The following is a 1,461-nucleotide window of genomic DNA, read 5'->3' as shown; positions in this document are numbered from 1 at the left end:
CAGATTGGCTGCAAAAATAATCAAGATAACAGATTTACCCCAATAGATTATGAAAAAACCACCGCGGTGGTTTGCCATGCGGCCGGAGGCGCGAAGCCTCCGAAGAGCTCCTATCCGGTCATGAGTATCCCACATTGCTTTTTTATGGCTATTTCACGGTAACTGATCCATTTCTTCTTCAGTTCTCCTTCGCAACCCGCTGCCTGTGAGGGCGTCATACCGTCTAAGCTCCAGTGAGGGCGTTCATTATTATAGAACTCCACGGCAGCTTTGACGGCAGCCTTTACATCCGAGATCCGGTAGAACTCCATGCCTTTGAGCAATTCGTTCTTTATGGTGTTGTTCACCCGTTCGGCTACAGCATTGTCCTTGGGATTCCCGCTTTCCGTCATGCTGATATGTATCTTGCAATCCTTCAAACGGGCCGTATAGGCATAACAGGCATATTGTACGCCACGATCGGAGTGATGGATCAGTTTCGAAAGGTCTTTGCCCTCATAATGGCCGATTGCCATTTCCAAAGCTTCCAGAGGATACTCAGCTTCCAAGCCATCTCCCACACTATATCCGATGATTTCTTTCGTATAATAATCCGTAACGAGCGAAAGGTAACAGAAGGTATATTCACCTGTTTCGGGAGAGAGCCAAAGGGGTATATAAGTTATGTCGCTGACCATTAACTGGCAGGGACGGCTGGGTATCAGATCTCTGACCAAGTTAGGATAAAGCGGGAGATCATGACGGGAGTCCGTGGTCGCGGCACGACGCTTACGTTTGCGTACTTTCAGGCCATACCGCTCTATGATGTCATAGAAGCGGTTGTAACCTACGCTGTGTGACTCTCCGAAACGCATCCGGTACATCAGCCACAGCTTATTTCCCCCAATGCCGGGGTCTTTGCGGCGGACTTCTTTCACAAATTCTATTACAAAGGATTCCCGGGATAATTTTAACATCAACATGTCCACATGCTTGTAGTAGGCTTGCTTGCTTACACCAAGTAGGCGACACATAGGGACAATGCCGTAAAGCTTCTTGTCCCTGTCGTGCAGCCTACGTGCTACTTGGTGCCAGCTTTTTTTAGGTCGATGCCGTATACTTCCTTGCCAAAGGCGACCATTTCTTCGTAAAAGTCCGCCCGCAAGCGCTCTTGGGATAAATCCTTTTTGAGAGAGGATATCTCTTCGAGTAACTTTTGGTAATCTTCCGGCGTAACCGATTTGCCTTGCTTCTTCATCGCTTCTACTTCTAACGGGTTTTCACGCTCAAAGATAGCGAATGCACGGTATACTCCTCTTAGGCTTATTCCAACTTTTTCAGCTATCGCTGTGGATCTCATTCCTTCTACCGCATGAAGACGGTAAATTTCACGATTCCTCAAAATACGCTCTTTCGCTTGATAATAATACTTCTCTTTCATTATTGACTCTTTTTGGAGTCAACCTTATTTACAAAAAGACA

2 protein-coding genes are annotated in these 1,461 nt (G+C 46.7%); both read right to left on the bottom strand.

The window, feature by feature from the left end:
* Window positions 1-110: 110 nt before the first annotated feature.
* The gene (locus DW103_RS17855; protein ID WP_255418476.1) at window positions 111-1,052 is read right to left on the bottom strand and encodes an IS3 family transposase; all 942 of its coding nucleotides are present in this window, start codon (window positions 1,050-1,052) and stop codon (window positions 111-113) included.
* Between the two features lie 8 nt (window positions 1,053-1,060).
* Window positions 1,061-1,420 carry a hypothetical protein gene (locus DW103_RS17850; RefSeq protein WP_122278631.1) on the bottom strand — a complete coding sequence of 120 codons (360 nt, stop codon included), beginning with the start codon at window positions 1,418-1,420 and terminating at the stop codon, window positions 1,061-1,063.
* Window positions 1,421-1,461 lie beyond the last annotated feature (41 nt).

It is taken from the genome of Parabacteroides sp. AM08-6 (assembly GCF_003473295.1).
Taxonomy (GTDB): Bacteria; Bacteroidota; Bacteroidia; order Bacteroidales; family Tannerellaceae; genus Parabacteroides.
The sequence above is the reverse complement of the archived record's forward strand: the minus strand, read 5'-3'. Positions and strand labels throughout refer to the sequence as shown.

Coding starts and splice junctions, on each gene's coding strand:
- DW103_RS17850 (WP_122278631.1), bottom strand. CDS start 1,420: ATGAAAGAGAAGTATTATTATCAAGCGAAAGAGCGTATTTTGAGGAAT.